The 25,534-nt window shown below is 33.6% G+C and carries 28 protein-coding genes and 1 pseudogene; 9 read left to right on the top strand and 20 right to left on the bottom strand.

The features are described 5' to 3' along the window. Positions 1-100 precede the first annotated feature (100 nt). Positions 101-505 (top strand): DUF3592 domain-containing protein, encoded by a 405-nt coding sequence (locus ACFFVB_RS12025; RefSeq protein WP_382383098.1) that lies wholly within the window; start codon positions 101-103, stop codon positions 503-505. A gap of 32 nt (positions 506-537) precedes the next feature. Here the strand turns inward: ACFFVB_RS12025 and ACFFVB_RS12020 are convergent, their stop codons facing one another. From ACFFVB_RS12020 to ACFFVB_RS11995, 6 genes are all read right to left on the bottom strand, one after another. After that, entirely contained in the window at positions 538-1,776 is a 1,239-nt protein-coding gene (locus tag ACFFVB_RS12020; RefSeq protein ID WP_382383096.1) for a serine hydrolase domain-containing protein, read from the bottom strand. A gap of 63 nt (positions 1,777-1,839) precedes the next feature. After that, the gene (locus ACFFVB_RS12015) at positions 1,840-2,658 is read right to left on the bottom strand and encodes a sulfurtransferase (RefSeq protein ID WP_382383094.1); all 819 of its coding nucleotides are present in this window, start codon (positions 2,656-2,658) and stop codon (positions 1,840-1,842) included. Positions 2,659-2,869: 211 nt separating this feature from the next. Next, complete coding sequence (locus tag ACFFVB_RS12010) at positions 2,870-4,366, bottom strand: S10 family peptidase (protein ID WP_382383092.1); 1,497 nt, start codon at positions 4,364-4,366, stop codon at positions 2,870-2,872. A 59-nt stretch (positions 4,367-4,425) separates the two neighbouring features. After that, positions 4,426-5,190: a TIGR02757 family protein gene (locus tag ACFFVB_RS12005; protein ID WP_382383090.1), complete on the bottom strand. Its 765-nt coding sequence runs from the start codon at positions 5,188-5,190 to the stop codon at positions 4,426-4,428. Between the two features lie 2 nt (positions 5,191-5,192). Next, positions 5,193-5,768: a CPBP family intramembrane glutamic endopeptidase gene (locus ACFFVB_RS12000; protein ID WP_382383088.1), complete on the bottom strand. Its 576-nt coding sequence runs from the start codon at positions 5,766-5,768 to the stop codon at positions 5,193-5,195. Then, positions 5,749-6,411 (bottom strand): ABC transporter ATP-binding protein, encoded by a 663-nt coding sequence (locus tag ACFFVB_RS11995; protein WP_382383086.1) that lies wholly within the window; start codon positions 6,409-6,411, stop codon positions 5,749-5,751. The genes ACFFVB_RS12000 and ACFFVB_RS11995 overlap by 20 nt, the downstream gene beginning before the upstream one ends. A gap of 243 nt (positions 6,412-6,654) precedes the next feature. Here ACFFVB_RS11995 and folE point away from each other — a divergent pair, with 243 nt between their 5' ends. Beyond that, positions 6,655-7,251, top strand: a complete 597-nt coding sequence (gene folE / locus ACFFVB_RS11990) for a GTP cyclohydrolase I FolE (protein WP_382383864.1) — start codon at positions 6,655-6,657, stop codon at positions 7,249-7,251. Positions 7,252-7,307: 56 nt separating this feature from the next. After that, on the top strand, positions 7,308-7,619 hold the full coding sequence (locus ACFFVB_RS11985) for a hypothetical protein (protein WP_382383084.1): 312 nt from the start codon (positions 7,308-7,310) through the stop codon (positions 7,617-7,619). A gap of 39 nt (positions 7,620-7,658) precedes the next feature. On the opposite strand, the gene ACFFVB_RS11980 is transcribed toward ACFFVB_RS11985, so the two are convergent. From ACFFVB_RS11980 to ACFFVB_RS11960, 5 genes are all read right to left on the bottom strand, one after another. Then, the gene (locus ACFFVB_RS11980; protein WP_382383082.1) at positions 7,659-9,908 is read right to left on the bottom strand and encodes a TonB-dependent receptor; all 2,250 of its coding nucleotides are present in this window, start codon (positions 9,906-9,908) and stop codon (positions 7,659-7,661) included. 58 nt (positions 9,909-9,966) lie between these two features. After that, positions 9,967-10,299: a hypothetical protein gene (locus ACFFVB_RS11975; protein WP_382383080.1), complete on the bottom strand. Its 333-nt coding sequence runs from the start codon at positions 10,297-10,299 to the stop codon at positions 9,967-9,969. A gap of 1 nt (position 10,300) precedes the next feature. After that, complete coding sequence (locus tag ACFFVB_RS11970) at positions 10,301-10,795, bottom strand: DUF6787 family protein (protein WP_382383079.1); 495 nt, start codon at positions 10,793-10,795, stop codon at positions 10,301-10,303. 25 nt (positions 10,796-10,820) lie between these two features. Continuing rightward, on the bottom strand, positions 10,821-11,261 hold the full coding sequence (locus ACFFVB_RS11965) for a DUF6146 family protein (protein WP_382383077.1): 441 nt from the start codon (positions 11,259-11,261) through the stop codon (positions 10,821-10,823). 117 nt (positions 11,262-11,378) lie between these two features. Continuing rightward, positions 11,379-12,023 (bottom strand): DUF937 domain-containing protein, encoded by a 645-nt coding sequence (locus ACFFVB_RS11960; protein WP_382383075.1) that lies wholly within the window; start codon positions 12,021-12,023, stop codon positions 11,379-11,381. Between the two features lie 182 nt (positions 12,024-12,205). Between ACFFVB_RS11960 and kdsB the strand changes: the two genes are divergently transcribed. The 4 genes from kdsB to ACFFVB_RS11940 all read left to right on the top strand — a co-directional run bounded on the left by kdsB (position 12,206) and on the right by ACFFVB_RS11940 (position 15,319). Beyond that, on the top strand, positions 12,206-12,934 hold the full coding sequence (kdsB, locus tag ACFFVB_RS11955) for a 3-deoxy-manno-octulosonate cytidylyltransferase (protein WP_382383073.1): 729 nt from the start codon (positions 12,206-12,208) through the stop codon (positions 12,932-12,934). After that, positions 12,925-13,629 (top strand): HAD family hydrolase, encoded by a 705-nt coding sequence (locus ACFFVB_RS11950; RefSeq protein ID WP_382383071.1) that lies wholly within the window; start codon positions 12,925-12,927, stop codon positions 13,627-13,629. The genes kdsB and ACFFVB_RS11950 overlap by 10 nt, the downstream gene beginning before the upstream one ends. Before the next feature lie 29 nt (positions 13,630-13,658). Next, positions 13,659-14,741: an iron-containing alcohol dehydrogenase family protein gene (locus ACFFVB_RS11945; RefSeq protein WP_382383069.1), complete on the top strand. Its 1,083-nt coding sequence runs from the start codon at positions 13,659-13,661 to the stop codon at positions 14,739-14,741. A gap of 62 nt (positions 14,742-14,803) precedes the next feature. Next, complete coding sequence (locus ACFFVB_RS11940) at positions 14,804-15,319, top strand: 1-acyl-sn-glycerol-3-phosphate acyltransferase (RefSeq protein WP_382383067.1); 516 nt, start codon at positions 14,804-14,806, stop codon at positions 15,317-15,319. On the opposite strand, the gene ACFFVB_RS11935 is transcribed toward ACFFVB_RS11940, so the two are convergent. The 6 genes from ACFFVB_RS11935 to gcvT all read right to left on the bottom strand — a co-directional run bounded on the left by ACFFVB_RS11935 (position 15,316) and on the right by gcvT (position 19,715). After that, a complete protein-coding gene (locus tag ACFFVB_RS11935) occupies positions 15,316-15,642 on the bottom strand; it encodes a DMT family transporter (RefSeq protein WP_382383066.1) in 327 nt (108 codons plus the stop codon). The two genes, ACFFVB_RS11940 and ACFFVB_RS11935, sit on opposite strands and share 4 nt — an antisense overlap. A 44-nt stretch (positions 15,643-15,686) precedes the next feature. Continuing rightward, positions 15,687-16,469: a DUF3050 domain-containing protein gene (locus ACFFVB_RS11930; RefSeq protein WP_382383064.1), complete on the bottom strand. Its 783-nt coding sequence runs from the start codon at positions 16,467-16,469 to the stop codon at positions 15,687-15,689. Between the two features lie 168 nt (positions 16,470-16,637). After that, positions 16,638-17,366: a YebC/PmpR family DNA-binding transcriptional regulator gene (locus ACFFVB_RS11925; RefSeq protein ID WP_382383062.1), complete on the bottom strand. Its 729-nt coding sequence runs from the start codon at positions 17,364-17,366 to the stop codon at positions 16,638-16,640. A 70-nt stretch (positions 17,367-17,436) separates the two neighbouring features. Then, positions 17,437-17,730, bottom strand: a complete 294-nt coding sequence (locus tag ACFFVB_RS11920; RefSeq protein WP_382383060.1) for a 4a-hydroxytetrahydrobiopterin dehydratase — start codon at positions 17,728-17,730, stop codon at positions 17,437-17,439. Between the two features lie 54 nt (positions 17,731-17,784). Beyond that, the gene (locus ACFFVB_RS11915; protein ID WP_382383059.1) at positions 17,785-18,615 is read right to left on the bottom strand and encodes a sugar nucleotide-binding protein; all 831 of its coding nucleotides are present in this window, start codon (positions 18,613-18,615) and stop codon (positions 17,785-17,787) included. Positions 18,616-18,644: 29 nt separating this feature from the next. After that, the gene (gcvT, locus tag ACFFVB_RS11910; RefSeq protein WP_382383058.1) at positions 18,645-19,715 is read right to left on the bottom strand and encodes a glycine cleavage system aminomethyltransferase GcvT; all 1,071 of its coding nucleotides are present in this window, start codon (positions 19,713-19,715) and stop codon (positions 18,645-18,647) included. A gap of 171 nt (positions 19,716-19,886) precedes the next feature. Between gcvT and ACFFVB_RS11905 the strand changes: the two genes are divergently transcribed. Then, positions 19,887-20,105: a hypothetical protein gene (locus ACFFVB_RS11905; protein WP_382383057.1), complete on the top strand. Its 219-nt coding sequence runs from the start codon at positions 19,887-19,889 to the stop codon at positions 20,103-20,105. 98 nt (positions 20,106-20,203) lie between these two features. Next, a pseudogene (locus tag ACFFVB_RS11900) lies at positions 20,204-20,365 on the top strand (carbohydrate porin); the annotation flags it as partial. Positions 20,366-20,491: 126 nt separating this feature from the next. On the opposite strand, the gene thrC reads toward ACFFVB_RS11900, so the two are convergent. The 3 genes from thrC to thrA are packed head-to-tail and all read right to left on the bottom strand — an operon-like array spanning position 20,492 to position 25,262. After that, the gene (gene thrC / locus ACFFVB_RS11895) at positions 20,492-21,790 is read right to left on the bottom strand and encodes a threonine synthase (RefSeq protein ID WP_382383056.1); all 1,299 of its coding nucleotides are present in this window, start codon (positions 21,788-21,790) and stop codon (positions 20,492-20,494) included. Positions 21,791-21,830: 40 nt separating this feature from the next. Beyond that, positions 21,831-22,754, bottom strand: coding sequence for a homoserine kinase (locus ACFFVB_RS11890; RefSeq protein ID WP_382383054.1), 924 nt, complete (start codon positions 22,752-22,754; stop codon positions 21,831-21,833). A 60-nt stretch (positions 22,755-22,814) separates the two neighbouring features. Then, positions 22,815-25,262 carry a bifunctional aspartate kinase/homoserine dehydrogenase I gene (gene thrA, locus ACFFVB_RS11885; RefSeq protein WP_382383052.1) on the bottom strand — a complete coding sequence of 816 codons (2,448 nt, stop codon included), beginning with the start codon at positions 25,260-25,262 and terminating at the stop codon, positions 22,815-22,817. Positions 25,263-25,534: the final 272 nt, after the last annotated feature.

Genomic DNA, 25,534 nt, shown 5'->3' with positions numbered 1-25,534 from the left:
TCCGTTAAAAATAGATTAGATAAAAGGGAGCAGCATTACATATAAATGCTGTTCCCTTTTTGTATTTTTGATGCTCTGTTTTAATTTAAATAACATGAAAATGATTGAGTATGTATACAGTGGAATGTTAAGTGTTTCTATTATCCTAATATTTTTTGCACTTAAGAGCTATAATGCAACCAAAACGTTACAGTCTGATGGCATTAGTACTAAAGCAATAGTTATAGACTTAATAAGAAATCGTGGAGATAACGGCTATACATATAAACCTGTTTTTGAATATACAGATCGTGATAATGAATCGGTAGTGTTTAATAGTCAAATAAGTACTAATCCTTCACCATATCAAGTGGGCGATTCTGTAATGATCATTTACGCCAAAAACGGTGACCAAAGAAAAGTTGTGTCTTTTTGGGGATTATATAGATGGACCATTATCCTTTTAGCCATTGCATCTCCTCTTTTAGTTATTGGAGGCGGTTATTTTTTATATTCTAGAGGATAAATTATAAGGATTAAATAACCCCAGTTATATTTTTATTTCTGAAGGTTTAAATTCGTTTCAAAATCTGATAATGCCGTCCAAATAGATTCTACTTCTGGCCAAACGTCATCTTTATAATCGGTTTCTGTGTTTATAATCATTATTTTTCCTAATGCCGTATTGGGGTCAAAGTACATTGCGGTCATAACTCCAGGGTCAGAACCATTATGGCCAATTAAATCACCTTTATTCTTAAAGAATCCATCTCTAAACTCTAGAAATACACCATAGGATTCTAAGTTTTCTTCGGAGGTATAGTATTGTTTTTTAAATAAGGTTGCGTAGCTATCTTTATGCAGTATCGTTCCGTTGCCTTGATAGGCTTTTATAAATTCGGATAATAATAAACCGAGGTCCTTACTAGAAGTTATAAATCCGCCATCGGCAAAAGTGATTAAAGAATAATCGGCAACTGTCATGGTTTTGTCTAAAAATAATTTTGAACGGTTTGTACTATCAATGTCGGTATTTGACCATCCGGAATCATTCATTTTCAGCGGTTTCAAAATATAATCTTTGGTAAATTCTCGATAGTCTTTCCCCGTTGCATTTGCGATAATTTGAGCACAAAGTGCGGCTGCAATATTTGAGTATGCTCTTTGATCTCCTGGTTTAGATTTTAAAAACGTGTCTTCAGTATACCAAGATCCATCTTTAGATAAGCCATTCTGAAAGAATTGTAAGGCTGAAATCCTGGTGTTTGGTAGATTAAAATAGTTAAAAACACCTTCATGTTCTTCATGCTCAGATTTCGTTAAGATATAGGATTTATCATAGATATCTTCTAAATCGGTTATGGAAGACGTATGATAAGCTAAGTGTTTAATTAAAATTGGAGTTTCTGGATAATGCGGATTTACAACTTTAAACGGTAAATATTTATTTATAGGATCGTCGATCTGTAACGCTCCTAATTCTTGAGCTTTGAGTAACGAAATTCCAATTAGTGTTTTAGATATTGAAGCAATATTTTGAGTTGTAGACGACGTATAATTAAGCTTTTGCTTAAGATCTGTATGACCGAAACCGTTGTCGTATATCAGTCCGTTTTTATCGACTATAGCCACCGAAAATCCCATAATAGCATCTTGCTTATAGGCTGTATTTAAATGTTTCGTTAAAGTGTCTTGTAACGCAATGGTGTTTAACTTAGTTACTTCCTGATCCTTGTTTTGTTGCTTACAAGACAACAGGAATACGCAAAACGCAAAGAGTATTATACTATGTTTCATTTGGTGGTTTTTGGTATCGGTCGAAATAAATAGATGTTTTAGTTTACGAACTTAGAAATAACACTACGCTTTTACTTTGTCTCCCCATTCTGTCCATGAGCCATCATACACCGCTTTTTTGTTTTTTAATATGCCTTCGGAAGCTAAATACATAACACATGCTGTTATGCCAGATCCACAACTAAAAATGACAGGTCGCTCTTCGTTTTCTAAGGGTTTAAAAAGGTGTTTCAGGTGTTCTTCGCTTTCAAATTTTCCATTATTAAGCACTTTTGTATACGGTATATTGATTGAATGATCAATTTGTCCGCTTCTAAGTCCTTCGCGAGGTTCTTTAACTAATCCGTTAAATCGATTTTCAGAGCGCACATCGATAACGAGTTCGTCTTGAGTGGCTAGATTATCGCATACAGCATCAAATTTCCGAACGATTTCAGGATTCAATTTAGCTTGAAAATTTCCCTTTGGATATGGTGTTGCCTCCTTTATTTCTGTAGGAAAATCATTTCTTATCCATTCTGGTAAACCGCCATCTAAAACATAAACCTCCTGGTGTCCCATCGATTTAAATAACCACCACACACGCGGACTAGAATAAATGCCATTTGCATCGTAAACTACAATGGTACTATTTGTATTTATACCTAAGTGTTGTGCCTCAATTTCAAATTGAGATGGAGAAGGATATGCTGTAGGAAACGGGTCGCTTAAATCGCTAAACTTAAATTTAAGGTCGAAATATCTCGCATCTTTAATCTGAATATTTTGAATCTCTAAAGGCTGTTTTAAAAGCTGATTCTGCAGTGTGCAATCCAAAATAATTAGATTTTCAGTATTTAATTTTTCGTTAAGCCATTCAGCTGATATTATATATGGATTCATTTTGTGTGTATTTATTTATCGCTAATTAAAGAGCTATCTTATGCTTAAATATAATAATAATTTAAATTATTTTAATCCGATGATTGAGTAGTCTTATGCAATTAGAGTTGAGTAAAATGTTAAGACAAAGCGCTTGCAGGCTGTTTAAATAAATAAGCTCCGTATTTTAACAACGGAGCTTATTTGTACTTTATAATGTCTAGAATACGTCTTAATCTCTAGTATATTTAGCAGCTTTTCCTTTGCTTGAAGCGTGTTCTATAAATTCACGGATATCATCATTAGCAGAAATTAAATCATCTTTTCTAAGATACATCATATGTCCGCTTCTATACCCTTTAAAGGTAAAACGGTCTTTTAATTTTCCACTTGGGTCTATTTGTCCCATGGTGTATTTGGCCGCAAAATAAGTAGTTGCGCCATCGTAATATCCAGATTGAATAAGTACTTTTAAATATGGGTTTTCTGCCATAGCTTGTCTTAAATCATCTCTAACATTATCGTTTTTTTTATCCCAGGGGTGCACATTGCCAAACATATTATATTTAATATCTGTTTTAAAATTTAAATGTTCCCTGATGTAGTAGTTAATCGCAGGAGTAAAAGAATGCGACCAAGAGCTAATTTCTGCATTGTAATCTGGAGATGTTCCTGAGTCTGTTTTATCAATTCCTAAATATCTAGAATCTAAACGTCCGATTGTTTGGCCTGATTTATCTCGTAATAAGGCTTTCCAAAAATATGATGTCGGCACTTCTAAATTATATTGTAATACCTCCTTTTCCGTTAATCCAGAAAAGTGAGCTACCTTTTTAGCGACTTCTTGCTTTTCGGTTTCAGAAATAAAACCGCCTTTTGCTATAGCTGGCATCAGATTATTAATGGCATAACTTTCGACTTCAGGAAGTAATTCTAATAAATCTTTCTGCTGTAATTCTAGAGGTAATACTTTATGATACCAAGCTGTTGCGGCAAAATACGGTAAGTTTAAAGCTGAATATACGGGCTGTCCTGTACTGTACAATTTATAATCTGCTGGCGATACCATAATCACACCATTTAAATACATCCATTGGCTAGATTGTAATTCCTTTGCTAATCCCATAACTCGTGTACCTCCATAGCTCTCTCCAATAATATATTTAGGAGATTCCCAACGGTTTTTTCGTGTGACAAAGGTGTTTACCCATTCGGCCAAATATTTAATATCGGCATTTATTCCGAAAAAGTTATCACGCTCAGGAAGCTTACCTTCTTTATCCGCAATCATTCTGGAATACCCTGTATTTACAGGATTAACATACACTATATCTGCAATATCTAAAATAGAATTTGGATTGTCTTTTACACCATAAGGCTGAACTGGGTAGCCTTCGTCGTCAAGATTTAAAACTTTAGGACCAGTGTAAGCAATATGCATCCAAACAGAGGCAGAACCAGGTCCGCCGTTAAATGAAATAAGCAGAGGTCGGCTGGCTTTATCTTTAACATTGGTGCGTTCGTAATATGTATAATAAAGGGTCGCCATAGGATCACCTTTTTTGTCCCAAACAGGTTGTGTTCCCGTAGTTGCAGTGTATGTAATACTTTTATTTTTAATGGATGTAGTATGTGTGGTTACAACCATCGTATCAATGGGGATTTTTCGAGATTGCGAAAAAGCACATAGTGTAAATAGCATTAAAAAAAGGGAGTAAACGTGTTTCATGAAAAATATTTTTTGAAGTTGAATAATAATATAAGCTTATAAATATAATAAAATGAAGGTTAAAACCCTTCGAACACTCCAAGTCCAAATAAGGCAAAATCGTATTTTACAGGATCTGTTTTGTCGAGTTTACGTAAGGCAAGATCTAATTCGTTTAGCGCTTTCCCATCGTTTTGTTTTCTAGATAATAATTTTAATTTCCGGGCTACATTTCCAGAATGCACATCTAACGGACAAGATAACTGGGCAGGAGAGAGGGTGTTCCAAATACCAAAATCTACGCCAGTAGTATCGTTTCTAATCATCCATCTTAGGAACATATTAATACGCTTCGCGGCAGAATTTTTCATCGGGTCGCTAATGTGTTTTTGTGTGCGAGGTAAATGCTCTGCTTCAAAAAACATCTTTTTAAACTGATGGATAGCGGGTTGTAAAGAATCTGGTTCTGCGTGTTTGGCAAAGAGTAGTTCTAATCCGTTATGTTGGGAATAAATGTGTTTTATACTTGTAATAAATTGCGCAAAATCAGAGCCATTAAACGTCCGATGAACAAAAGCACTTAGGGTTTCTAAATCTGCTTCAGAATGATTCATTACAAAATCATATGGCGCATTGTCAAGTAGCTCCATCATATGATTAGCATTTTTAATAATGCTTTTTCGATTTCCCCAAGAGATGGTTGCTGTTAAAAAACCAGAGATTTCAATATCTTCTTTTATACTAAATTGATGCGGAATTTGTATCGGGTCGCTTTCAATAAATTTAGGATTATTGTACTCTATTACTTTGGAGTCTAGAAATTCTTTTAATTCAGTTTTAGTCATAATTATGTCATAAATAAAACGGCTGGAATAATTAAAATACCGTTGTAAATGGCATGGAATAATATGGAGTAGATTAGGCCGTATTGTATTCTAATCACCCCTAAAAGTAATCCGATTACAATTTGTGGCCCCACTAAAATAGGGGCTAAAATTAATACGTTTCTAGTGATTTCGAAGTTTGTGATATGTATGAGGCCGAATGTTATTGCAAAAAAATAAAAGACATAAATAAATCGTTTCGTTTTAAATAAGGTAATTGGGCCTCTAAAAATAAGTTCTTCCATAATTGGAGCCACAAAAACACCAAGTAAAACAATAATATAGGGCGGATAATCTTCGAAGAGCTTTGTAGATGCGTGATCTTCAAAACTGACATACCCCATAGTTTCAATTATTGAAAAAATGATGGTGAAACAAAAATTAAGAATGAAGGCTATAATAAGTGCCGATACAAATATTTTCACTTTAGAAAATCCAACAAATAGGTTCTTGTCTTCTAAATTTGGCGCTTTAAGAAACGTGATAAAACGCTGAATTATACTTGCGAATTTTTCTATTTTAGATTGTAATATTTCCATCTACCATTACTAATTTTCTGTCGGCTAAATTGGCTAATTCTTCATTATGAGTAACTATAACAAAAGTTTGCCCGAATTGTTCGCGTAATTTAAGAAATAAGCTGTGTAATTGTTCTGCAGACTCACTATCTAAATTCCCTGAAGGTTCGTCGGCAAAGATTAAACTCGGGTTGTTAATTAGTGCACGAGCTACGGCAACACGCTGTTGCTCTCCGCCGGAAAGTTCGTTAGGTTTATGATTTTGACGATGAGATAACCCTAAAAAGTCTAATAATTCTTTAGCTCTAGGTTCTGCCTCACTAGGATTAATTCCTTTAATATAAGCCGGAATACAGACGTTTTCTAAAGCAGTAAACTCTGGTAGTAATTGATGGAATTGAAATATAAAACCAATATGTTCATTTCTAAATTTAGCGAGTCCTTTTTCTGATAAATCTTGAATGTTAACACCGTTGATTACGAGTTCGCAAGCGTCTTTTTTTGAAGGAGAATCTAATGTTCCCAAAATTTGAATTAAGGTTGTCTTTCCTGCTCCGGATGCACCGACTATAGATACGATTTCTCCTTTTTTAATATGAAGATTTACACCTTTTAGAACATGAAAATCGTCGTAATATTTATGAATGTTTTTTGCTTGAATCATGCATTATAATTAAGCTGATTAAAGTAATACTTTAAAAACGATCTCACAAAATTAAATAGATTTTGATTACAGGAGATTTTTAGTCGTATTATATATTGTTTTTACAGGCTTTAATACCACTCATGTTTACTTTATGATCTGATTTTATATTCATATTTAGTTATTTTTATTTTTGGTAAATGGCTTAATTTAAAACTGTAAAGATTAAAATCTTTACCTTTGATGTCTCAAAATAAAACAGCGATGCCATATAAACATTACGAAGAGTATAATTTAGAAACGACAGATCGTATAAAAACACAATACGAGAATATTATTCAAGATATTGGCGAAGACACCTCTCGTGAAGGTTTACAAAAAACGCCCGAACGTGCTTCTAAAGCGATGCAGTTTTTAACTCAAGGATATGATTTAGATGCCGCTGAAATTTTAAAAAGTGCCATGTTTAAGGAATCGTATAATGAAATGGTAATTGTGAAAAATATTGAATTATATTCTCTTTGCGAACACCACATGTTGCCATTTTTTGGAAAAGCACACATTGCGTACATTCCAAATGGCCATATTGTAGGATTAAGTAAATTACCAAGAATTGTAGATGTATTTGCAAGACGCTTGCAAGTGCAAGAACGCCTAACTAAACAAATTTTAGATTGTATAAACGATACGTTAAAACCACAAGGAGTTGCTGTTGTTATTGAAGCGAGCCATATGTGTATGATGATGCGTGGTGTGCAAAAACAAAATTCGGTAACCACAACTTCAGGGTTTCGTGGACAGTTTGAAAAAATTGAAACTAGAAATGAGTTCTTAAAGTTGATAAGTGCAGATTTGTCATAAAAATTATTTGGTATATTTCTTGCAATTAGAGTGTTATATAACACTAAACTATAAATATGCCTAATACTAAAAATTATAAAAAATTAGCCTTGTCTCTACTTCTAGATTCAGTGGGATTTTTAAGTTTTATTATTCCTGGAATAGGGGAGTTTTCTGATATTATTTGGGCGCCCATTTCAGCTTATATTATGACCAAATTATATAAAGGACAATCAGGAAAAATAGCTGCCGGGATCTCGTTTTTAGAAGAAGCCATGCCCGGATTAGACATTATACCAACATTTACATTAATGTGGTTTTACACTTATGTGTTTAGCTCCAGTACAGACAAGACCAAAGTATTAAGATCAAAAAAGTCCCTAGTTTAAGGGACTTTTTTGATGATTAAATGAATTGAGATTCCTACTTTATATTTTATACGTTAAGCCTACACTAAAGTTTCTTCCTATATTATAAATACCGTCAGACTTTAATCTAGATAAATGGTTAATATATTGTTTATCGGTTAAATTACTTCCTGTAATACTTACATTTAAAGTGTTTTTAAATACTTGAAAATCTCCTCCAATACCTGTACTTAAAAGATTATATCCATTGGTATTGGTTTCAAAGGCACTCACATGCTTTTGTGATAAAGTGGAACTTAATTTTACAAAAGCAAACCCTTTTTGAATCCAATTGTTTTCAAACTCTACACGAATTGTGTTTTTAAAATTATTAGCTGGAATTAAAGGTAAATAGTCTCCCGCATCTTGTTTCCCTGTAACCGTTTCAAAACTACTTTGCAAATGTAACCAATGTATTGGGTGCGGGTGGTAATGAATTCCAACTTCACCTCCATATAAAGCGGCATCATCTTGAAGGTATAAATATACTGGATCGTCATTTATCAATTCTCCATTAGGAGATAGATAGATGTAATTATTTACTTTGTTGTAAAATCCGTTTACATACACTTCAATATGTCTGTTTTTATATTCTAAAGCTAAATCTGTTTGAATATTCTGTTCGGTTTCCAAATTGGAATCACCGATTTCGAAACGATTTGTCCCTTCATGAGCACCGTAAGAGGTTAATTCCGCAAGGTTTGGAGCTCTAAAACCAGTAGCTACATTTAAACGTAAAGCGGTGTTTTTTGCGATATCGGTTTTTAGACCTGCAGCACCATTAAAACTATTAAACGTTTTATCTAAATTGTCTTCAGTAGCAATTGTTCTGTTGTCAAAACGAGCCCCTAATTGTATATCCATGTTATCGAAATGAATGTGAGACATGGCTAAAACACCAAAATCGTTAGTGGTTGCATTAGGAATTAAAGTTTCTTCTCCGTAGTTGGTGTTCGTTTGGTGCATGCCTTGAGCGCCAACGATGGTTTCAAACTTTCCTAATACTGGCATATGATATTTTACATCGTAGTTAAACGTTTTTAACTTCATATGAAGTGCAGGATCTAATTCATCATGATCATCAATAGCATCATCTGTATCGTGATCATGGTCATCATGATCGTCTTCACCTTCATGATCGTCGTGATCATGTTCTTCTTCAAATTCTTTTCTATCGTTATATAAATAACCTAAAGTGACATCTAAACTAGAATCTTTAAAAAAGATATTAGACTTAGAACTAAAGATATGATTCGTAATTTTTTGGTAAGGTAACAGCGGTGTTTTGTTTGTCGATTGCGCACCGACACCTTCTGGAATTCCTATTTTAGAATCGTTTAAATTGTATCTCACTTCGGTTTTAAAGTGTGTATCTTGATATCCGAAACCTGCTTTTAAATCCTTTTCTTTAAATCGCGTATTGGTTACACGGTAATCTTTAGTGTCGTAATCGGCATGTTCTGCCATACTACCACGAATTAAAAATTTAAATCCGTTACCAGACGTTTTATACCCTAAGTTAGAACTCAGTCCTTGCGTATTGCCATAATACGTGACTCCAAAATCACCGTGGGTTTCATCTTGTGCAGCAAAACGCTCAGGATTTAAATACAATACACCACCTAAAGCATCACTACCATAGAGTAGGGACGCAGGGCCTTTAATAACTTCGACACTTTCAATTCCGGCATCGTTTAAACCTAGACCATGTTCGTCTCCAAATTGCTGATTTTCTAAACGTACACCTTGGGTGTAAACCAAAACACGGTTAGAGCTAAGTCCTCTAATTACAGGTTTTCCAATACTCATCCCTGTGGTAATACTTTCTACTCCAGGAATATTTGTAATCCCTTCAGCAAGGGTTACCGCACCACTAGCTTTTAAATCGGAAATTTTAGCCTGCTCTACTTTCATCACGTTGTCGCGCTGTAATTTATGAAATGGTGTAGAAACTATAACTTCTTCCATTTCTGTGACCGAAGTTTTTAATGTAATTAATAAATCTCCAGTATAGGGTATTGTAATGTTTTTAGAATAAGTTTCGTATCCCATAGACGAACATACCAATTTATAGGTTCCCGACGGGAGGTTCTTTATTTTGAAGTTTCCATTTTCGTCTGTTACACCACCTTTTTCAAGTTGTGGAAAATAAACGTCTATATATGGTATAGGAGTTGTTGTCGCGTCTTCAGTAACTCGACCTTGTATTATGTTTTGTGCAACGACAGGCGATGCTATAAAACATAATAACATAATTAAGAATAATCTCATTGTTGTTATATTTAAAATAAGTTAAAATGCTGATAATAATCAGCTTATTAGTCTAGTTTTAAATGTAAAGGGGAGGTCCTCTTAAGGAAAAGTGACGCAATTGAAACGTACTTAGGAAGTTATATTGAGATGATATTAATTCATGGTTTTCTTCAACAAAAGGAATATCTGCAATGAAAACAGGAATTGTAAAATGATGATTTAATTGAAATTTATAGAATTCACAATCGATATCTGCAGTATGTAAATGTGTTTGGTTTTCGCCATGGCACACTTCGCGTTTATGATGTTCGAATACATGCGAAAACTTTACAAAAGCTGGAGTTAACAAAGCGATAACTAAAACAACTGTGAAAATTTTAAAAACGATATGTTTTTTTAATTCATGCATATTAATCTACAAAACGTTTTAACCCGAAACGTCGTAGCATTTTCTTTTCAAACTTCCAGAAAAATTCAAACTGACCGAAAAGCCATCCGTAGAAGACTAATAGTATTTGGTAAAAAATGATACCTACAAGAATGTATAATGTCCAGTATAAAAACGGACTCAAATTATCTTTAGTAATACCAATCCACTTAATAATTGGACGTCCGATAAATAGGGACGAAGATCCGGTAACTGCAAAAACCATGAACACACGAATCATTTCCCATTTATAATCTAAAACCCATTTGTTTTCTAATTTTTTAAAAAGAAATAAAAAGAATTTTAAAAACACAAACGTTAATACTGCTGTGCATATAGCAAGTAGAATATTATTATCGTTCCCAAAAATTAAACGGGAAATTTTAAAGGCACTGTATATAAGAATCAGGAATCCAGTAATTGGAAAGATGAATTGCCAATTGTTTTTGATTTCCCAATGTTGTTTGAATTTTTCCATAAATAATTTCAGCTGCAAATATATATTAAATTCTAGGAAAAGCGCCAGACAATTTCTGATTGTATTTTATCTGAAAATAAATGAAATAATTATACATTTTGTAATTCACTTCGTAGCCGTAATCTATATCTGGTCTGTAATCGATGGTTAATTCGTATAAATTTGGATCGAAACGGGAAGGCATTCGAACTCTGTTGTTCCATTCTACAACATAAATGTAATTTTTAGTTTCTAAATACTGCTGCGAATAATAACCTTCAGGTTTAGCGGTACTTAATAACCAACTATTAAATCCGGGTTCTATAATAAGAACTTCGTATTCTAGGCTGTCGTTTTCAATTCTTATGGTATCATTTTCTGAACTATTTACTTCCGAATTAATTTGAGAAATAGTCCTATTTGGTTTAGTCGCATTACAAGCAATACAACATAGACTAATTACAATAACGAACAATAGAGTTTTCATATTTACATGCATTTTATTAAAAATACAATTTTTAGTTCACACTTTTATAAACGTTATGTTAAGACATAAAAAAGCCAAGCAATGTGTGCTTGGCTTTATATATATAAATTGATTTTTTTATTTAAGTAGATTACCTAACATGCCACCGATACCACTATTTTTATCCGTATTTGTTTTTCCGTCTAAGAACATACCAGCAACATCGTCTATAACACTACCGTCACCATCGGCATCTAAAATAGACTCTAAGAAACCTTGTTCTTGTTGCGGAGAATTTCCTTGAACCAATCCACCTAGCATGCTTCCTAGATCGCTTGAATTAGTGACGTTATTTTTATTTTTTTGTTGAGCTAAATATCCCATAATAAGTGGCGTTGCCATTTTTAGAATTTGAGATACAGTCCCGGAATCTATTCCAGATTTCAGACTTAAAGCATTTTCTACATTAGACTGTTTTGCGCCTAATACACTGTGTAATACATTGCTTCCTTCGGCAATTTCACTTTCGTCTACACCACCATTAAAATAACCCTCTAAGTTATCTAGAATGCTGCCATCGTGTTTATCATTTAAAGCATTTAAGATACTGTCAGCTCCTTCTGGAGAGGCTGTCGCGTTTCTATTCATTGCTTGCATAAGCACAGGTAGTGCCATAGTAAGTAAATCTCCTGTTTTGTTGGTGTCCTGACCTGTTTGACCAGCAAGGTTGCTAACAAGACCTTTTCCTAAGTCACTATTTAATAAATCTAATATCCCAGACATGAATTTGTTTTTTTAATTAAAATTTTAAGGAAGATACAAAAAATGGGCATAATTAATGTGTGCCATTATATATTATTTAAAAGAACGTAGTTTAGAATGCAGTCTTATAAAAAGTTTAGGAGGAAGCACACCAATTTTGTTCTATAAATGTCCTATTTTTGAAACTGATTTAGTTTTATTATATGAAGATAATTTCAATGATTCCTGCGCGATATAGCGCGTCTCGATTTCCTGGGAAGTTAATGCAAGATTTAGGTGGAAAAACAGTTATTCTGCGGACTTACGAAGCGACTGTTGCTACTAATTTATTCGATGATGTTATTGTAGTTACAGACAGCGCTATTATTTATAAAGAAATTATAGATAATGGAGGTAAAGCTATAATGAGTATTAAAGAACACGAATGTGGTAGTGATCGTATTGCTGAAGCTGTAGCAGATTTAGATATAGATATTGTTGTTAATGTTCAAGGCGACGAGCCTTTTACAGATGTGGAATCGTTACGTAAATTAATAGAAGTCTTTAAAGATGATGCAGAAAAGCAAATTGATTTAGCTTCTTTAATGGTTCATATTACAGAGCAGGACGAAATTAATAATCCGAATACCGTAAAGGTAATTGTCGATAATTTCAATTTCGCTTTGTATTTTTCTAGAAGTCCAATTCCTTATCCACGTGATAAAGAAGTTGGTGTAAAATATTTTAAGCATAAAGGAGTTTATGCCTTTAGAAAAGATGCGATTTTAGATTTTTATAAATTACCAATGATGCCTTTAGAAGCTTCAGAGAAAATTGAATGTATTCGTTATTTAGAATATGGAAAGCGCATTAAAATGGTGGAAACAGATGTTCAAGGTGTAGAAATTGATACGCCTGAAGATTTAGAACGTGCTAAAAAATTATGGAAATAGATTACAGTAACATTAAAGTTATTGGTTTTGACGCCGATGATACACTTTGGGTTAACGAAACTTATTTTAGAGATGCCGAGGAAGCATTTGGTAAGTTGTTATCGAAGTTTGAAACCAAAAATCAAATCGATCAAGAGTTATTCAAAATGGAACTTAAAAACCTACCAATTTATGGATATGGTATAAAAGGTTTTGTGCTATCTATGGTCGAATTAGCTCTAGAATTATCTAATAATACTGTTTCTAATACCACGATAAAAGCAATTTTGGATATTGGAAAAGACATGATTAATAAGCCTGTCGAATTGTTAGATGGCGTAGAATCTGTTCTAAAAACACTATCAGTATCGTATCGTTTAATAGTGATTACAAAAGGCGATTTATTAGATCAAGAACGTAAGTTAAAGCAATCTGGATTACTAGATTATTTTCATCATATAGAAGTCGTAAGTGATAAAAAGGAGGAAAATTATTCAAATTTATTGAATCATTTAAATATCGATCCAGCGACGTTTCTAATGGTAGGGAATTCCTTAAAATCGGATATCCTACCATTAATAAATATCAGAGCACAGGCCGTTCATGTACCATTTCATACGACATGGATTCATGAGCAGGTAACAGAACAAGAAACAAACGGTAAGGCCTATAAAACGGTGCAGCAATTATCGGATTTGTTACCGTTTTTAAAATAAGATAAACATACATTATTACGCAATATATAATGAATTTTAAAAATTTTCCAATGGTGTCCAATGTCGTTTTTGGACGAGGTAGTTTTAATCAATTAGAAGAAATTTTACTTCTGAAACGTTTAAATGTAAACGCACCATTTATCTTTTTAGTAGATGACGTATTTCAGGGTAACGATAAGTTGACCTCAAGAATACCGTTGTCTTACGAAGATGAAATTATTTTTATTTCGGCCGAAGAAGAACCTAAAACATCGCAAGTAGATGCCTTAGTTGAACATATTATATTAAAGTTTAAAGATCGACCTTCCGGAATTATAGGAATAGGAGGTGGTACGCTTTTAGATTTAGCAAAAGCGGTGGCTATTATGTTAACTAATGAAGGTGAAACGCACGAATATCAGGGCTGGGATTTAGTTAGAAGACCAGCGATTTATCATGTGGGGATTCCTACAATTTCGGGTACCGGGGCAGAAGTGTCTCGTACAACTGTATTAACAGGTCCAGAAAAGAAATTAGGAATTAACTCAGATTTTACGCCCTTTAATCAGGTGCTTTTAGATCCAGAACTAATTGGCGATGTGCCTAAACAGCAGTGGTTTTATACAGGTATGGATTGCTATATTCATTGTATTGAATCGTTAACAGGTACCTATCTTAATGCATTCAGTCAGAGTTATGGAGAGAAAGCATTAGAGTTATGTAAAGAGATTTTCTTGGGAGACGATTTGTCGAAAAAAGATGCTCAAGATAAATTAATGATGGCATCTTGGCACGGAGGAATGAGCATTGCATATTCTCAAGTGGGTATTGCACATGCTATGAGCTATGGTTTGTCTTATTTATTAGGAACAAAACACGGTGTTGGAAATTGTATCGTTTTCGATCAGTTAGAAGAGTTTTATCCTGAAGGCGTGGCGCTTTTTAAAGCCATGAAATCCAAACATAATATTGAATTACCACAAGACATTTGTAAGAATTTAAGTGATTCTGATTTTAATATAATGATTGATGTGGCTTTAGGATTAGTACCGCTTTGGGAAAATGCACTTGGATCGAATTGGCAAAAAACAATAACTAGAGAGAAGTTGCGCACGATGTACGAGCAGATGTAGCTATACTTTTAAAGTAAAAAGATATGATGAAATCGCTTTATACATTTATTTATTATAAAATCATGAAATGGAAAGTCGTAGGAGATTTTCCTGCTGATTTAAAAAAGTATATGATAATTGCTGTGCCGCACACCAGTTGGCACGACTTTTATATTGGTTTATTACTTCGAAGAATAAAAGATACACCTATAAATTTTATAGGAAAAAAAGAGCTTTTTAAAGGTGTGTTAGGGTGGTACCTTAAACAAGTTGGAGGTGTAGCATTAGATAGAACTCCTGGGCAAAATAAAGTGCAATCTATCGCTAAAATGTTTGAAACACATAACGAGCTTCGACTAAGTTTAGCGCCTGAAGGCACACGAAAAAAAGTAACAGAATGGAAATCTGGATTTTATTATATTGCTAAAGAAGCACATGTGCCTATCGTTATGGTGACATTTGATTTTGGTAAAAAGCAAAATAAAATTTCAGAGCCCTTTTATCCAACCGACAATATGGAAGCCGATTTTATATATATGAAAAACTTCTTTAGAGGTGTAAAAGGTAAAGTTCCAGAATACAGTTTCGACGTCGATTAATGCGACACGTATTTTAGTCCTAAAATTGAAAGAATTAAAGTTGAAATAAAGAATACACGCCAAAAATCTGCTGGTTCTTTAAATATAAAAATACCGACTAAAACTGTTCCTACAGCACCAATTCCTGTCCAAACCGCATAAGCCGTTCCGATTGGTAAGGTTTCGGTTGCTTTAACTAAAAGAGTCATACTTATGGTTAAGCATATTAAAAAACCAATATACCAATAAGTCGCTACACTGCCTTCTGCATATTTTGCTTTTCCTAAACAAGTTGCAAAACCGACTTCGAATAGGCCAGCGATTACTAGTAAAATCCAATTCATAGCTTAAAACGGTTATAAAAGATGTGAAATAGAGGAGCGTCGGGTTATGCTAACTCTTCTTTTTGTGTTTTTAAGATGTTGTAAATATTATCCCAAAGTATCATTCTGTGTTCTAATGCTTCTTTAGCAACGGTTAAAACCTCTTCCCATTTTACCATATCTGTACCACAAAGTTCATGAAGCATTTTATAGGCTACCGCACGATGATTTTCCTGTTTTAAAAACAAGTATCGGTTTAATAAAAAGGTAAGTTTTGTACACGGAGTTTCTTCGGTTTCAATAGTGCTAACCACATTTAAAACTTTTTCTGAGTTTATATCTTCTCTTCCAAAAATAAATACAGCAGCCATAACATGAGGTTTCTCTTTTTCAATAATATTAAAAGTAAACTCAATAAAGTTCTTGATAAAATCAGGAATATATACCAATTTAGCAGCTTTAGAAACAGGTATTTTATTCTCGATAAGTTCTGTAAAAGTCGTTATAAGCGTCGTGTTGGCACCAATTTGTGTCATACCGTCTAGATACATTTCAAAATGACTTTTGGTCTGACCCAACTCGTTAACATCACTTTCTTCGGCGGCAACGATTTCATTTATGAACTTGAAAATCTCAGGATTTTGATTTGGTACCCATGGTAGTTTAAAAGAAGTATACTGCAATTGTAATGTCTTTACTAACGACATAAAATCCCATGTCGTGTAGACGTGGTGCTCCATGAACAATTTTACATCCTCCGTAGTCTGAAGGACGTCGTATAATTTATGATGACGAATTTCGTGTTGTAATTGCGATAATTCTGATTCTATGCGCTTAATGTAAGACATATATTAATATAAGTAAATGTTTTTAAGGATTCCAAATTTACAAAACCCTAATCAGTTATTTATAGGTTTTAAAATTTTATTCATATTGATTATATATCAAGATTTGAGTAAAAAAAAAGAGGACGTGTTCATTGCCCTCTTTAATACCTTTTTTATGTTAAGAAAATTCTATTCTTCCTCATCGGTAGATTCCTGCATCGTGTGGTACACGTTTTGCACGTCATCATCTTCTTCAATTTTCTCTAAAAGTTTGTCAACATCAGCTGCGTCTTCTTTAGATAATTCTTTTGTAACTTGAGGGATACGCTCAAAACCAGAAGATAGAATTTCTAGTTTTCTAGATTCTAATTCTGCTTGAATTGCTCCAAAGCTTTCAAAAGGGGCATATATCATAATACCATCGTCGTCGGCGAAAATTTCTTCCGCACCAAAATCAATTAATTCTAATTCTAATTCTTCAGGATCTAAGCCTTCACCATTAATTCTAAAATTACAAGTATGGTCGAACATAAATACTACAGAACCCGAAGTTCCTAAGCTTCCGTCGCACTTATTAAAATAACTACGTACATTAGCTACAGTTCTTGTATTATTATCGGTAGCTGTTTCTACTAAAATAGCAATTCCATGAGGAGCATAGCCTTCAAAAAGAACTTCTTTAAAATCACCTAAACTCTTGTCGCTTGCACGTTTTATGGCACGTTCTACATTGTCTTTAGGCATGTTAATGGACTTCGCATTCTGGATAACCGCCCTTAAACGAGAGTTACTATCCGGATCAGGACCACCTTCTTTAACAGCCATTACAATGTCTTTTCCAATACGAGTAAATGCTTTACTCATGGCAGACCAACGTTTCATTTTGCGTGCTTTACGAAATTCAAAAGCTCTTCCCATTTCTTATGTATTTTAATTTTGTATTAAGTCGGTTGCAAATTTAAAGAAAATAATACCAACTGTGTTAAATTTAATCGTCTTCTGGTTCAACAATAGCTTCTATAGCTTCTGCTAATTTGAAATCTTTGTCTGTAACTCCATTTTCGCTGTGTGTCGTTAATGTTATAGTAAGTACATTATACACATTAGTCCATTCTGGATGATGATTTAATGCTTCACAATCGAAAGCTATTCTGCTCATGGCACTAAAACAGTCTTTAAAGTTATCAAATTCAAATTCGGCATGTATGGCGTCTTCATAATATTCCCATTCCGGAAATTGTAATAAACGTTTTTCAATATCGTCTTCTGATAATTTACTCATAATTAATTTCTTTTTTGTGCGCTTAAAAATAGTGCTTTTTAAGCTTAAAATCAATCAGACTTCTAGTTCTGTTAATATTTGTTTGCTTAAAACATGTAAGTGTTTGGGTAATAGATTTTCTTTTGGTAAAACAGCTAAATAACGATCGTTATTTGTGGTGTAAACTTGTTTTAAAATCGGGTTAAATAATCCGATAGATGAAATAATTTCGGCAATAAAATCATCGTGATGTACTAAATCTGAACTTCCCAAATGAAAAATCCCGTATTCGTTTCTGTTGATTAAATAATGAATCTGTTGCGTGATTTTAGAATCTGTAGTCACATTCATTATTAAATTCGGGAAAATCTCAATTGGTGTTTTTTCGTGTAAATGCTGTTTAATTTCCTTTATTCTTGGAGAATGTGCTCCAAAAACCATAGGTAATCTTAATATAGCCACTTGTTCTACGGGTAATCGCATGAGCATATTTTCAATTTTAATTTTGAAATGCCCGTATACACTTTGACTTAACGTTTTGTCTAATTCGTAACTAGGAAACTGACTGTAAGCATCGAAAACATTGGCAGAAGATATAAAAAAGAGTCTTGTATTTGTGGCTACAATATATTCGGCCATATGATTATGTGCAATAACCTGTGCTGAAAAATCGCCTCGCAATGCTGAAATAATAATAGTAGGTCGTACAGCTTCAAGAATTTCAAAAACATCATCTTCTTCAACATTATATTGAAAAAAGTGCTTGTTATCTTCAAACTCTTTTCTATTGGTATTGTACGTCCCAAAAGTATTAAAATAGGAGCAAAGCTCTTTATAAATGGCATTGCCAATAAAGCCGCTTGCTCCTAAAATTAATATTCTATGTTTACTTCTGTTCTCCTTCATGTATCGTCTTCCTGAGAAGTGACTCTATTTTATCCTTTGTAAAATGGTAATTTTACAACAGTAGCAGGAATTGCTTTTTTACGAATTTGAATGTTTATTTTACCATCTACTACAGCAAAATCTTTAGGAACATAACCTAAACCAATCCCAATTCCTAAAGAAGGAGACATGGTTCCTGAAGTTACAACTCCAATTTTGTTTCCATCATTATCTACGATATCGTAATCGTGACGAGGAATACCACGTTCGTCTAATGTAAAAGCAACTAATTTATTTTTAACACCTTCCGTTTTCTGCGCTAATAAAGCTTCAGAATTTGTAAATTCTTTAGTGAATTTTGTCACCCATCCTAAGCCTGCTTCTAAAGGAGACGTTGTGTCGTTTATATCATTTCCATATAAGCAATAGCCCATTTCTAAACGTAATGTATCACGTGCCGCAAGTCCGATTGGTTTTGCGCCAGCTTCAACAACTTTATCCCAAATTTGTTTCGCTTCGCTATTTTTACAGTAAATTTCGAAACCACCACTTCCTGTGTATCCAGTAGCAGAAATGATTACGTTCTCTATACCTGCAAAATCTCCAACTTCAAAATTATAAAATTTAATTCCCGATAAATCACGACTCGTAAGCGGTTGCATTGCTTCGATAGCTTTTGGCCCTTGAATGGCTAAAAGAGAATAGTCTGCACTTAAATCACGCATCTCTGCACCTACATTATTTTTAGAAGAAATCCAATTCCAATCCTTTTCAATATTACTCGCATTAACAACTAAAAGGTATGTTTCCTCCTTTAGCTTATAAATTAGTAAATCGTCTACAACACCACCATCGTCGTTAGGTAAATAACTATATTGTGCTTTTCCAATAGTTAGTTTTGTAGCATCGTTACTACTTACTTTCTGAATTAAAGCTAAAGCGTTTGGGCCTTCAATTAAGAATTCTCCCATATGACTTACATCAAAGATACCAACCGATTTTCTAACCGTTTCGTGCTCTATATTTACACCATCATATTGAACTGGCATATTGTATCCCGCAAAAGGAACCATTTTCGCTCCTAGAGCTTCGTGTGTAGCTGTTAATGCTGTATTTTTCATTTACTTTAAATTGATTGTTGCACAAAAGTATTGAAATTTATCTGTTTTAAAGGGGCTCAGAATATAAAATACAGTTAAATATAAAGGCTTGGATAGCAATCGTTGGTGGTTATTGTAGAGACTTCAATAAGATGAAGACGGACTCTTTTGACTTTATCTTACAATACGAAAATGGAAGTATCAGTAGAGACGATAGATGTTTGTAAATCGAGACGGACGTATGTTGCGCCAAATGAGTCTTTAAACTTTAAAAGTGCGTATTCTTTGGCGCTTGTTAATGATACGGTATTAAATGTTATAGACAGATATGTTTTTAATGGATTTAGTATTTTAAGGATAAGATTGGTTGGAGCTCATGTAATTAATCTATTTTGGAAAACAAACGTATAATCGTAAAAATCGATTTTACTGTAGGTTCTCGAAATGAATTTTTTGTTATAGACTATTTTTATTTATTAGTCTAACTTTACTATTCTCAAAGAAAAGATGGCGAGAACCCCTTTGCTAGTATGACTAAATTAAGTATATCTTCTGTTTTAGTGCCTACTGGCGGTGGAGATATTTGGGCAAGACCTCATTTACGATTTGTAACTTCTGTTGCCCGATATAATGATTATGAAATGGACAGTTTATACTCTCCGTATTTATAATTTATGGGAGAAAAACGATGGAGATATTAATTTAGGTTTAAAGCAGAGTGGTGGTTGTGGAAATAAAAAATGGCCATAACATCATCTCTGGTTATGGCCATTTTTTTTAAATTGAATAGGTTTTTCTTAGCGATTCAAAAGATATTGTTTTAATTCGGTATACGTGCTAACTTTTATAGATTTTTTCTTTTTGTCCATTACCGCTAAAATTTGAGCAGGAAGGGCGATGTTTTCTGGAATTACTTCACCTACTACATCTAAAAATTTTGTTGGATGTGCTGTTTCTAAACAAACACAATGCACTTCTGGATGTGAAGCAACATAATTTTTAGCACCCAAATAACCAACTGCACCATGTGGATCTGCAACGTAACTGTAGTCGTTGTAAATTTCTTTCATCGCGACTTTAGTTTCTTCATCTGTGAAACTGTAAGACGATAAATTTTCTTTTAAAAGACTAAAATCGTTTTTATAGATTTCTTGAATTCTTACAAAATTACTAGGGTTTCCAACATCCATAGCGTTAGAAATGGTCTGTACCGATGGTTTTACATCATAATTTTCTGATTCTAAATATCTTGTCACCACGTTATTTTCGTTGTTCGATGCGATATAATGCTTGATAGGTAAACCTAATTGTTGCGCCATCATACCTGCACATACATTTCCGAAGTTTCCGCTAGGGATAGAAAATACTAAATTGTCGTGTTTTTTATGAAGTGCTTTATAAGCAAACATAAAGTAAAATAATTGAGGCAACCAACGCGCTACGTTAATTGAATTCGCTGATGTTAATTTCATATGGTCCGTTAATTCAGCATCTAAAAATGCTTGTTTAACCATATCCTGACAATCGTCGAACGTTCCATCAACTTCTAAAGCAGTAATGTTTTTCTTTAAAGTTGTTAATTGCTTTTCTTGAATATCACTCACCTTCCCACTTGGGTAAAGAATAACAACCTTTACGCCTTCAACGCCTAAAAATCCATGAGCTACAGCACCTCCAGTATCACCTGAGGTAGCTACTAAAACCGTAACATCTTGTTTTGCATCATCTTTAGAAAAATGACTTAAACAACGTGCCATAAAACGCGCACCTACATCTTTAAAAGCCATGGTTGGACCATGAAATAACTCTAAAAATGAAATGTTTTTATTTAGTTCTACAATCGGAAAATCGAAAGATAAAGTGTCTTCAACAATCTTTTTTAAATCGGCTTCCGGAATTTCAGGAGACACGAATTGTTTTATTGCTTCGAAAGCAATTTCTGAATGTGAAAGGTTATCGATGTTCTTAAAAAAGGATTCCGGTAACGGTGTTATTGTTTCAGGAAAATATAACCCTCTATCTGGGGCAAGTCCTTTAATTACAGCATCCTTGAACGTTGTATTTGGAGCTGTTTTGTTTAAACTAAAATAATTCATAGCGTTTGTTTTGGTTTTTTTCTTAGCTTTTTTGTTTGTGTTAATTTAGTATTTTCATGCCTTCAGCATTAATTTTAGATACATAGGTATCGAATTCAATTTCGCTGTTGGCATATACTTTACGTATGGCTTGCTCTACTTTTTTAGCGGCATCAATTCCTTCGCAAAGCGAGAATATAGATGGGCCTGAACCTGAAATTCCGCTACCTAAAGCACCTGCGGTTTTTGCTGCAATTTTCACCTCATTGTATAAGGGAATGAGTTTGCTTCTGTGTGGTTCTACAATAGAGTCATGTAGCGAACGTTCGATTAATCCGTAGTTGCTAGTATGCAATCCGTGGATTAAACTCCCTACATTTGCCCATTGCGAAATGGCATCTTTTAAAGCCACTTCTTTTGGTAATATTGCACGCGCTTCAGATGTTTTAATTTCTATTTGCGGGTGAATAATTGTCGCATATAAATTATCTGGTGTAGGGATTTCTAAGATCTCTAAAGGCGATACACTTTTTACTAAAGTGAAACCTCCAAATAGGGCAGGAGCAATATTATCGGCATGTTCACTTTGACTTGCTAAAGCTTCACCTTTCATCGCGAAGTAAGATAATTCTGTATTATTATAAGGTTTCCCTAATAATTCATTCATACCGTAAACACTACCTGCGGCGCTAGCAGAACTACTACCAACGCCACTTCCAGGTTTAATGTTTTTATATATTTCTATTTCGAAACCAAAATCTGGTTTAGCATCTTCGTACATAGCTAGAGCAGATACTCCAGCAACGTTTTTTTCTGCTTCAAACGGTAAATCGTAACCTTCAATTTTAGTGATAAAGATTCCTTTTTTATCGGTTTTTCTAATCACCATCTCATCGCCAATACTATCTAAGCAAAAGCCTAGAACATCGAAACCGCAAGAGACGTTTGCTACAGTGGCAGGCGAAAATATTCTTATTTCATTCATAAGTTCTAAAGCGACAACTTCATTTATATCTGTAGATAAAAATTGTCTTTTGATATTAAATTAGTTGTTTCCTATACGTATTATGTCGGCAAATAATCCAGAAGCAGTAACATCTGCTCCAGCACCAGCACCTTTAATAATCATAGGCTGCTCTGGATAACGTTGTGTGTAAAACATAACGATATTGTCTTTTCCTTCTAAATTATAGAACGGGTGACCTTCAGGAATTTCTTTTAATCCTACTTTAGCTTCACCGTTATTAAACTCGGCTACATATTTTAGCTGACTGTTATTTGCTTTCGCTGAAGCGTATAACTTTTGATAATGTGCTTCGTCCGCAATTAATGTTTGGTAGAAATCGTCTACAGTATCACTCTTTTCACCAGCTTCAGATAAAAATGAAGTGTTTTCTATGTCTTCTAAATCCATTTCGGTACCACTTTCACGAGCAAGAATTAATATTTTTCTAGCGACATCTACACCACTTAAATCAATACGTGGATCTGGTTCTGTGTAACCTTCGGCAGCTGCTTGTTTTACAACATCATAAAATTTAGTCGTATCGTTAAAGTTATTAAACACAAAGTTTAGACTTCCTGATAATACGGCTTGGATAGAGGTTACTTTATCTCCTGAAGCGATTAAGTTATTTAAAGTATCAATTACAGGTAAACCTGCACCAACATTCGTTTCAAATAAATACGGTGCATTGTATTTATAAGATAATTGCTTTAATTCTTTATACTTTTCTAATTTACTAGAACATGCGATTTTATTACACGCAACCACAGCTATGCTTTCTTTTAGGTATTTTGCGTATAAGTCGGCAACATCTTTGTTCGCAGTAACATCTACAAATACACTATTACGTAAGTTTAGATTTTTAATAGACTCGTAAAAACCTTCTAACGTTGCATCTTCACCTTCGTTAGCTAATTGTTCTTTCCAGTTTTTTAATGATAAACCTTCATCATTAAAAATCATTTTTCTAGAGTTCGATAATCCGACAACACGAAGATTGATTTTTAAATTTTCTTTTAAATATTTACGTTGTTGTTTAATTTGTTCAACCAAACGTTCTCCAACATTTCCAACTCCTGTGATAAACACATTAAGTTGTTTAGTGTTACCTTCAAAGAAGACTTCGTGTAAAATATTTAAAGCTTTCTTAATATCTTTTTGTGCGATAATTGCAGAGATATTACGCTCTGATGCCCCTTGAGCGATAGCTCTAATATTAATGTTGTTTTTTCCTAAAGCACTAAACATTTTTCCGCTAATACCTTGATGACTTTTCATACTATCACCAATAAGCGCGATAATAGATAAATTACTTTCTACAAGAATAGGATCTATTTTGTTTAGAGAAATTTCGTTTTCAAATTCAGTATCTATTGCAGATTTAGCCGAAATAGCATCTTTTTCATCAATTCCAAAACAGATAGAATGTTCTGAAGACGCTTGAGTAATTAAAATGACATTTATTTTTTCTTGAGCTAAGGTTTGGAACAAACGTCTAGAGAATCCTGGGATTCCAACCATTCCGTTTCCTTGAAGCGTAAGTAAAGCTACATTACTAATATTAGTAATTCCTTTAGCGGCATTGTTTACATTACTTCCATCTTTAGAAATAATAGTTCCAACAGCATCCGGTTCTAAGGTGTTTTTTATATGAATAGGAATTTGTAGACTTAATACAGGTTGAACCGTTGGAGGATATAATACTTTCGCACCAAAATGAGACAATTCCATTGCTTCTTGATAAGATAATTTATCTATAGGCAGTGCTTGTTTCACCATTTTAGGGTTTGCTGTATACATACCACTAACATCTGTCCAAATTTCTAATTGATCTACTTTTAAAGCCGCCGCAACAATAGCCGCAGTAAAGTCTGAACCACCACGACCTAATGTTGTGATTTCTCCAGTTATCGATTTAGAAATAAATCCAGGTAAGATTGTAATATCGAACGTACTATCTTTAAAATAGTCTTGAACGTTTTTATTTGTAATGCTGTAGTTTACTTCTGCTTTTGTAAAGTTGGAATTGGTAGTAACTAATTCCTGACTGTTTTTACGTTCGGCATTTGCACCCTTACTTTTTAAAGTCTCAGCGATAATGAAAGATGATAATAATTCACCATAACTCACTAATTTATCCGAAGTTTTAGGCGATAATTCGTTTATTAAGAAAATACCGTCTAATAGGTTTTTTAAAGCTCCTAATCGTGTTTCAACCTCTTCTAAAACGGCGTCATTATTAGTCGGAATTAATTCCTTAATAATATTTAAATGAATGGTTCTTATGTTTGAAAAAGCGTCTGCATACGCACTGTTTTTAGACTGTGCTAATTGTCCGGCTTCTAATAATTTATCGGTAACGCCGCCAACAGCAGAAACCACACAAATAACCTTATCTGTTTTGGCATAATTGGTTAAGATAGATACGACGTTGGTTATGTTTTTTGAGGACCCTACAGATGTTCCTCCGAATTTTAATACTTTCATTTTAAAGTAGATTGTATAAATTTAATAGCTTATTGTTTGAGTATTGTAACATAAAATTACAACTTGTATGGACGGAAGATATATAATTAATTACCCCAAGGGGTAATAATGTTTGTAACAGAAATAATAATCATAGCAATGCTACCAACGATTGTTGGTCTAGAAATTAATTGAATTGTATATTCTGTATTTTGCATTTTCTACTACTAAACTTCTCAAATGTATTACTTTTACTGTTATAAAAAAATGTATTATAATTTTTTGCAGATTAT

It is taken from the genome of Formosa undariae, from assembly GCF_042427615.1.
Classification (GTDB): domain Bacteria; phylum Bacteroidota; class Bacteroidia; order Flavobacteriales; family Flavobacteriaceae; genus Formosa; species Formosa undariae.
This window is presented reverse-complemented; position numbering and strand designations above follow the sequence as displayed.